The 9,583-nt window shown below is 43.3% G+C and carries 5 protein-coding genes; all 5 read left to right on the forward strand.

Going from position 1 to position 9,583, the window contains the following annotated elements; genetic code table 11:
* Window positions 1-721: 721 nt before the first annotated feature.
* Complete coding sequence (locus tag AC1DV1_RS28110; RefSeq protein WP_477366945.1) at window positions 722-3,913, forward strand: SusC/RagA family TonB-linked outer membrane protein; 3,192 nt, start codon at window positions 722-724, stop codon at window positions 3,911-3,913.
* A gap of 31 nt (window positions 3,914-3,944) precedes the next feature.
* Window positions 3,945-5,534: a RagB/SusD family nutrient uptake outer membrane protein gene (locus AC1DV1_RS28115; protein WP_477366948.1), complete on the forward strand. Its 1,590-nt coding sequence runs from the start codon at window positions 3,945-3,947 to the stop codon at window positions 5,532-5,534.
* Window positions 5,535-5,558: 24 nt separating this feature from the next.
* Window positions 5,559-7,058, forward strand: a complete 1,500-nt coding sequence (locus AC1DV1_RS28120) for a glycan-binding surface protein (RefSeq protein ID WP_477366951.1) — start codon at window positions 5,559-5,561, stop codon at window positions 7,056-7,058.
* Window positions 7,059-7,119: 61 nt separating this feature from the next.
* Window positions 7,120-8,580, forward strand: coding sequence for a cellulase family glycosylhydrolase (locus tag AC1DV1_RS28125; protein ID WP_477366954.1), 1,461 nt, complete (start codon window positions 7,120-7,122; stop codon window positions 8,578-8,580).
* 166 nt (window positions 8,581-8,746) lie between these two features.
* Window positions 8,747-9,583 (forward strand): family 43 glycosylhydrolase (locus AC1DV1_RS28130; RefSeq protein WP_477366957.1); only part of this gene is annotated, 837 nt, incomplete at its 3' end.

Here is a 9,583-nt window from a genome sequence, read left to right on the forward strand (position 1 = left end):
TGATAATCAATATTTTATATTTAAACATGGTTAACACTAAAATGATCGCGCAATTTAGGCGCATCCAAATATTTGTGCCTGTTGTTGGCCAATACAGGCCCCTTCGGTAGATTGATCATTTAACCACGATGTGCCAATAAAAACAAGCTATCGTTTGATGCTTATATTTTCCCGACGTCATAAGCTTATTCCATTAGCTATTTTGATGCGTTTGCCCCTGCCAATTAGTCCCAATTTGTTGTCATTTAAGTCAATGTTTTGCAAATAAACAAACAAAACATGAAAGTGGAGTAGTTTTTAACAATGTAAAACACTGATTTTTAGAATGTTATATAGTGGTTAACATTTTGACCCGTATTCATTATCAAATTCGGTATTCCTTTCTTTTTAACAATCATAGTTTCATCCCCCGGAATATAAGTTCAAGGTAATGTATTTAAACACGTTGCTTTTGAACAATGTTCCACCAATAACCAATAGGACCAACAGTTAACTTTTTTGAATTAGTAAACATGCGTTTGACTGCACCTGAAGTTTTTTAACTGATTGTTCGGGCAGCCATTTCATGTAACGAAACTAACTGTAAAGTAGTTTTCGAAGGTTGTTTTTGGGCTATCTAAAAGATGCGATAACAAAATAAATTATGAATGAGGAGAAAAACCAATTAAGCACTAACCAAAAACAATGTACCAATTATCAAACCTTAAAATCCTTTTAAAAGATGGATAAAAATTTACAAAAGAGAGTGAAATACCAGATTTCATTAATTATCGCGGGCATATTTCTTTATATATCTGCCCATGCACAAACCGTAAATATTACGGGCAAAATTACAAGTTCCGACGATGGTCAGCCAATCCCAGGCGTAAGTATTAAGATTAAAGGAACGGGCCTGGGCACCGTGTCCAGCATTGATGGTAGCTATAATATAGCCGCTGAGCCGGGCAAAGTGCTTGTTTTTAACTTTTTAGGTTATTCACCACGGGAAATAACTATTAAGCAGGCCGGCGCAATTAACGTCACGCTCAATTCAACATCCAGCAATTTGAACGAGGTAGTCGTTATTGGTTATGCTAAAGCGCCAAGAAAAGACCTTACCGGGTCTATCAGTTCAATATCAGGAGCCAGTTTGCGCCAAACGCAGCCAACCACTTTTGACCAGGCCCTGCAGGGCAAAGTTGCAGGGGTTGTGGTGCAACAGGTATCGGGTCAGCCTGGTGGCGGCGTATCTATTCAAATACGTGGCGTGTCGTCAATAACCGGCTCTAATGCGCCATTGTACGTAATAGATGGTATCGTTATTCCGCCGGTGGGTGACCCCGGTAACGGTTCAAATCCGCTAAATGCCATCAATCCCTCCGAAATAGAATCAGTAGACGTATTGAAAGATGCTTCGGCAACAGCCATCTACGGTTCGCAGGCAACCAATGGCGTAGTGGTTGTTACTACAAAAAGGGGCAAAGCCGGACCACCGCAAATAAGTTATGATTTCTATACCGGTTACCAGGAAATAATCAAGCGGCTCCCTACAGTAGATTTGCCACAATTTGCTACTTTTATTAATGCCCGGGCCGTTGCGTGGGGCTTTGATGCCAGGCCCGAATTTGCCAATCCTCAATATTTAGGCCCCGGCACCGACTGGCAAAAAGAGTTATTCCGGAAGGCCCCGATGATGAACCACACGCTTACTATAAACGGCGGGGATGCCAGGACCCAGTATTTACTATCAACCTCGTATTTTAACCAGGACGGGATAGCCCTTGGATCTAATTTTAAAAGATATTCCCTAAGGCTTAATTTAGATAATAAAACCACTGATTGGCTAAAAATAGGGACCAGCCTTCAATTGGCGCATATCAACGAAAATGTAAATTCAACTTCCAGTAGCGTAATCAGCACCGCGCTAAGTATTACTCCGGATGTTCCGGTACTAAACGGTGATGGTTCCTTTGGTGGCGTTACCGACCCCAATGGTTGGGTACAACCTGTTGCCAACCCGGTGGCATTGGCAAAAATTGTAAAAGACCAAAAAAGAAGGAACCAGATATTCGGCAACGTGTATGCCGAAATACAACTTACTAAAGACCTGTCGCTGCGAAATGAACTATCCGGTAATTTTGATTTTAATACAGAAGATCGGTTTTCGCCAACTTATAGTTTTGGTAAAGGCACGCCCAGCCCTAACTTCGGTTCCTCTGCCGCCGGCCAAAATTTTTATATAGTAATACGCAATTTTTTAACGTATAACCATAATTTCAAAAAATTTCATATTGATGCTTTAGCCGGGCATGAATCGCAGGAGAACACTTTTGAAAATGTTAGCGGTGCGCGAAGGAATTTTCCTTCAAACAATGTGCAGGCCATTAATGCGGGGGATGCCAGCACGGCCACAAACTCGGGCGATAATTCACAGTCAAACCCCACCGGCGGCTCTGCACGGGAATCCTGGTTCGGCCGTATCAATTTTTCATGGGATGACAGGTACCTGCTTACCGGCAATATACGGGACGATGGTTCTTCAAATTTTCCCACCAACAATCGTTGGGGTACTACCTATTCGGGTGGATTTGCCTGGAAAATTAATAACGAGGCGTTTTTAAAAGGCGTGAAGAGTATTAATGAATTGAAGCTGAGGCTTGGTTATGGGCTAACCAACAACCAGGGCATACCGGGCAATACTTATGTAACCCAACTTGCATCGGTTACAAATGGCCTGGCAGGTACAGCGCAGTTTCAAAACAATTTGTCAAATCAGTCTGTGAAGTGGGAAAAAACCGATTACTACAATGCCGGGATCGACGCATCGTTTTGGAATGGGCGGTTAGGTTTTTCATTAGACGTTTACGACCGCGAGACAAAAGACCTTTTGTTACAGGTGCCGCTTCCTGCATACTCCGGTACTGTAGCGGGTTGGGGGCCTGGATCCATGCAGGCGCCTTATGCCAATGTCGGCTCGCTAACCAATAAAGGGTTTGATTTCCAAATCAATTCTACCAATATTACTTCTAAAAATTTCAGTTGGAAAACCGCTTTCACCATATCGCGAAATAACAATAAAGTGACCTACTTAGGTGCGGGGGGAACTGATGCTAACCTAAGCCAGAAATCATATGTAATAAACGATATCATTGAAAAAACCGTGGTGGGGCAGCCCGTTGGCGAATTTTACGGCTACGTATTTGACGGGATATTTGCAAAGCCATCTGATCTTTTAAACCATGCCCGGCCTGCCGACGCGAATGGTAACCCTTATCCGGTTTCTCCGGCGGGCGGTGGTATCTGGTACGGCGACCGTATGTTCAAGGATTTGAATGGTGACGGTATTATCGACTCCAGGGACCAAACCTTTTTGGGTTCCCCGATCCCGAAATTTCAGTACGGTATCAATAATACATTTAACTACAAAAATTTTGATCTGAATATTTTCTTCAGTGGCAGCTATGGCAACAAGGTTTTCAATCAAATGGCTATACAGCAAAACGATCCGCAAAACCATACTACCTATTTTACATCGGTATTAGATTATGCGAAACTGGCTATGGTAGATCCTGCCGGCTCTTCGTCCGATGTTAACAATGTATATGTTACCAACCCAAATACAACAATTGTAGGCGTAAGAAATGACAATACCAACAGCAATAACCGTCCTAATAGTTTGATGATCGAAGATGGTTCATTCCTGCGGTGCAAAAATATCACCTTAGGTTACCGGTTCTCAGAGAGTCTTTTATCAAAAATAGCTGTGAAGTCTGTCAGGATATATGCCAACGTATCCAATGCCTTTATCATTACAAAATATAAAGGCATGGACCCTGAAATTGGTTCGTGGAACCCGCTCCAGGCAGGTTGGGACAGCGGTTATTACCCGCAGCCAAGAGTATTTACTATTGGTGCCAACATAACCTTGAGATAATAAAACGATCACCGATTAAAAATATATGTTTATGAAATCAATTCACAAAATTATCATCACCCTGCTATGTGCGGCAGCAGTGGCCGGATGTAAAAAGAGTTTTCTGGACCGTCCGTCCAACTCGCAGATCAGTTCTCTTAATTTTTACAAAACCACCTCCGATTTACGCCTGGCTACGGCAAGCCTTTACGGCGGGGCGCAGTGGTTTCAATGGAACAATGGTGCCATGATACCGTTTGGCGACGTATTGAGCGGCACCGGTAGCTTTCAGTATAGTAACGATATTGTACAGCTTTTTACACGCACTATTACCGCGCAAAATGGCCTGGTGACCAATGGCTGGGTTGGGTTGTACAATGTTATAGCGCAATGTAATGGCGTTATCAATGCCATACAACAACAGGCTGATCCGTCCATTTCGGCGGCGGACAAAAACGCGGCTATAGCTGAGGCGAAGTTTATTCGTGCCGTAGCTTATTATCACTTGGCGATATATTGGGGGGCTGTGCCAATTATTGAAGACAACAGCAAACTGATAAAAGATCCGCTGCTTCCTCGAAATATTGTTTCGGATGTTTATAAATTCGTTGCCAAAGACTTAACCTTCGCAGCGCAAAACCTTCCAAAAACAGACGAAAAAGGCCGGGTAACTACCTGGTCGGCGCAGGGGATGCTGGGCAAAGTATATCTGACGATGGCAGGTGTAGGCAAAAGCGGTTCGCGCGATCAGGCCTTGCTGGACAGTGCCAAAAAGTATGCGGGCAACGTGTGTATAAATAGCAATTTAAATTTGCTGCCCAGCTATTATGACCTTTTCAAGGCGCAAAACAACGATAACGTTGAATCCTTATTTTCCCTTCAATGGGCCGCGGGCGTAGGTTATGGAAATGGCAATGCTATGCAACTTTATTTTGCACCAAGCGCGGATATACTTCCTCAAAAGATAGGTGGATGGCAAGCCTTACAACCAACCTATGATTTATACCGGATGTATGCTGCAAAGGATACGGTAAGGCGCAAAGCCACTATTATGCTCAACGGAGATTTTTATCCCGAATTGAATGCTGCCGGCGGTGGTTATAAGGCAACAGGTACAGGCCTTAAAAAACACATTATTGGTAACGATAAAGACAACAATTCGCCAACAATGGATGGATGGTCATCCCCCGAACATAACGCAATCCTCAGGTTGGCCGATGTGTATTTGGTTTATGCCGAAGCTATTCTGGGCAATAATAGTACTACGAGCGATGGTGACGCCCTAACTTATTTTAATAAAGTGCGCGCGAGGGCCGGCGTGGATATTGTGACTGCAATAACCCCTGCTGCACTGCGTACGGAGAGAAGGGTTGAACTTGCTTTTGAAGGACAATACTGGATAGACCTGGTCAGGTATTCTTATTATGATCCGTCAAATGCGGTGCAGTTTCTTAATAACCAGGATGCCACTCACGGCCGGATTTCGTTTACTTATGACCCTACAACGAAAAAAGCTACAAGGGATACTACCGCCACTCCAATTACGCTTCCGGCAACTGTCAATTCATTTACGTTGCCAATTCCCTCATCTGAGGTAACCACCGACCCTAAATTGGCACAGCCGCCGGTACCCTATTATTAATTAAAACATTTAAAATATTTTGTTATGAAAAAGAAATCATACTTACGCTTGTGTTTTTTGCCGCTTCTGTTCATGATTGTGGCTTTATCACCGGCTTGTAAAAAGAACAATGATGGCGGCAGCAGTGCCCCTCCGGTTATCGCGGCTATTAAAAGCTATGTAGCCTCACCTAATGATACGGTTTTAAATAGCGCCGTAGCAAAAGGGCAATGGGTGGTAATAACCGGGCAGAATTTGCAAAATGCAACTCAAATATCTTTTGACGGGGTTCCGGCCTCTTTTAACACCGCTTTATTTGCCCCCGGCAGTGCTGTGGTGAAGATCCCTAATATAGATTTTGGAAAAATTGATACTACCAAACTGTATACAGTTAAATATGTTACAGCAGCAGGTTCAGCGATGTTCGCCTTTAAATTGGGGCCGCCGGCGCCAACTATTAGCGCTGTATCCGATGTGTTTGCCGYCCCCGGCGATTCCGTTTATCTGTACGGTTCCAATTTAGTATTGGTTCAGCAGTTTTCATATGGCGGAACCAAAATTCCAAAATTTAACCCGAATGCCGATGGTACCTCTCTTGGTTTTCTGATGCCGGCAACGACATCCGACAAGTTTATCATAGTGACTGCTAAATCCGGTACTGCCCGGGATACCATAAATGCAAAGCCAATCATTAGCGGCATTTCCAACACTAATGCCAACGCTGGTGATTCGGTTTATGTTTATGGTACTTACCTTAAGACTATTCAGTCAATTTCTTTTGGCGGTGCTACTATTACAAATTTCACAGAAAGTCCACATGGCGCTTATGTTAAGTTTCCGGCCCCGGCTTCGAACAGCTACTCCAGTGGACCGGTGACTATTGTTACCAGTTATGGAACGGTTTCTACTGTTTATAAAGTAAATACTCAAAATGGCGTTACTGATGGTCTTTTAGCAAATTTTGAGTGGGGTGACAATTTTGGTTATGCCTGGTATGGAGATGAAAAAATGGCTTTCGGCCCTCTGGCCGATTTTAATGGTTCGATGGGAACAAATAATACTATGTATATATATTTTGATTCTCCTGTTTTAGCGGGCGGTGCCAGTGCGTACGCCCCATTGGGTAATTCTAATACGGGTAATCACTGGGTACCTGTGGCAAATCTTAAAGATCCCGTTTCAAACTGGGCTCTTCAATTTGAAATAAGTGTGGCCCACCCATGGAATGGAGGTACGCTTTATATCAGAACTGAATTTGCAGGTGATAGTTATGTTGCGCGTTATGAGCCATGGAAAATTCCTGGTTCAAATGTTACCAAAGCTTTTATAACAAAAGGTTGGGAAACCGTAACTATTCCTTTATCTGAGTTCAGATCAAAGGTTGACGAATTAGGGGATGGTGAATCAATTACTAAAATAAGCGATTTATTAGGGCCTACCGGTGCTAATAGTTATAATATGACCCTTAAAAATTTCGATTCTTCGTCAACTGCAACTGGTGTTTATGCCGCTATTGACAATATTAGGTGTGTGAAAATCAAATAGCCTACAGCCCCATGGCAGCATATCGCCGTGGGGCTTTTTAACTAACTAAAATTAAGACAAAATGAAAATTAAGTATTGTTTTACAATATTGATATCTGTTATTACAGTTATATCTTTATTGTCCTGTAAAAAAACTAAGAATCCGGACCCGCAACTAACAGTTAGCGCACCCACCGTAACTTTTACGGGTGACGGGGGGGGCGATGACATAACCGTTTCAGCTAATGCCGATTGGAGCATCACCAATCCCGCTTATTCGTGGTTGCAATTAAATACAACAACAGGCAAAAGCGGCAGCACTGTTATTCATTTAACAACATTATCAGAAAATGGTACAGGGGCAAGCCGCTCTGGTGTTTTATTTATTAATTGTTCCAACGGCCAGGCAAGAAGGCTAATAGTTACCCAGGTCCCCAATTTATACCCAGGCTATAATACATCGCCCATAGCGCCAGACATGACCGGAATGACCAGTACTGCTGTGCAGCTGGCGGCAAAAATGCGCACGGGAATGGGAGTAAATTTTGGCAATACCATGGAGTCGCCAAACGAAGGTGATTGGCAGAGTAGTAAATTGACCGAATCGTATGTGAAATTTATAAAACAATCAGGTTTCACTGCTGTACGGCTTCCCTGTAACTGGGTTTGGACCCATTTAAGCGATCGAAGCAAGGCAAAAATTGATCCTGCATGGCTTGCGCGGGTGAAACAAGTGGTTGGATGGTGTGTGGCCAATGATATATATGTGATACTGAATTCTCACGATAGTCCCAATGCCAATGCGTTAAAGAAAGATTCCGTTAACGCGATGCAAAAGGCGATTTGGGAGCAAATTGCTACAACCATGCGTGATTTTGATGAGCACCTTATTTTTGCCGGATTGAATGAACCTTCGGCTGACAATGCCGCGCAGATGGCCATACTTAATGGTTATCACGAAACATTCATCAAGGCAGTTCGCTCTACCGGGGGCAGAAACAGTAACCGGGTACTGGTTGTGCAGGGGCCCACTACCGACAGTTATAAAACTTCTGACCTGATGACTACTATGCCTCACGATCCGGTACCTAATCGTTTGATGCTTGAGGTACATAGCTACACACCTTCTACATTTAATTTACTAAACGATGGAGATGTAAGTTGGGGCAAAATGGTTTATTACTGGGGGGCCGGGAATCATTCTACTATTGAGCCGGACCGTAACGCCACCTTTGGAGAAGAGGATGCGCTCATCGCTGAATACGGAAAGATGAAAAAGTTTGTTGATCAAGGTATCCCTGTGGTACTGGGTGAATATGCTTCATGGAGGAGGACTCCCGCCGTCACCAAAAGCCAGTATCTTCCTAAGGATATGGATAAGCACAATAAGTCTGTGGATGACTGGGCAACTTTTGCAACCAAAACTATGAGAGCGAATGGCCTTATGCCATTCTGGTGGGAGATAGGTTTTACTTTAGACAGATCTAATAATGTGATAAAGGACCAGCGTATGTATGATGCCATTAAATTAGGATATAAGTAATAGTATGTGTCAATTATAGCATAAGGTTATTTCCCTTCCCTGAGATTAGTTAAGCGTTCGCCAGTCTCCGGGAAAGGTTAACCCTTTTGTTACTTAGCTAAAGAATAATTAATCAATTGAAATTACCCTTAACGAGTATTCGTTTTTTAGGTAAAGTAAAAAAAGCATGTTTAGAACAAAAGTGTTGTTAAGTACGGTCCTTGCTATTTCTTTTTTAGGATATAAAAAAGATGTAGAAGCTCAGGCTAACGCGGATAAACCGAAAGTGGTTAATGAAAACCTGGAAGCAAAATTCGCAAGAGTTTCGCCGAAACTTCTCACCAATAATGCGAATCCTTTATTAGATTTTATATTTACGGCCGACCCAACAGCTGTAGAATACAACGGAAGAATTTATGTGTATGCCACGAATGATCATGAACAGTATGAGCATGTAGGAAAGGATGGGAAAAATTCATACAAGCATATCCGTACGCTGGTCATGATGTCTTCCGATGATATGGTCAACTGGACTTATCATGGCCTCATAAATACAGCAAAGCTGGCACCATGGAATCAGAATTCCTGGGCGCCTTCCATTGAATCCAGAATGGAAGCAGACGGCAAAACGCACTTCTATTTGTATTACTCCAATGGCGGTGGTGGCTCAGCCGTGCTTACTTCCACCTCCCCCGTTGGCCCCTGGAAAGACCCATTAGGAAAGAATATAGTCGACCGCTCTGTCCCCGGTGTGGATGTCGGCGCTCCATTCGATCCTGGAGTTCTAATTGACGGCCAGGGTACAGGCTGGCTGGTTTTTGGAGCCGGAACGCCCAAAACAAAATATATGCCGGATAATGCCAGGATTGTCAAATTAGGAGCAGATATGATCAGTTTGGCCAGCAGTATTTCTAAGATACCCGCTCCTTATTTTAATGAGGCCAGCGACCTTAACTTTATCAATGGGACCTGGGTTTATAGCTATTGTACGAGTTGGGATGAACGCACTGTATGGCCTTATAGC

Source organism: Mucilaginibacter sp. P4_D1, from assembly GCF_056401935.1.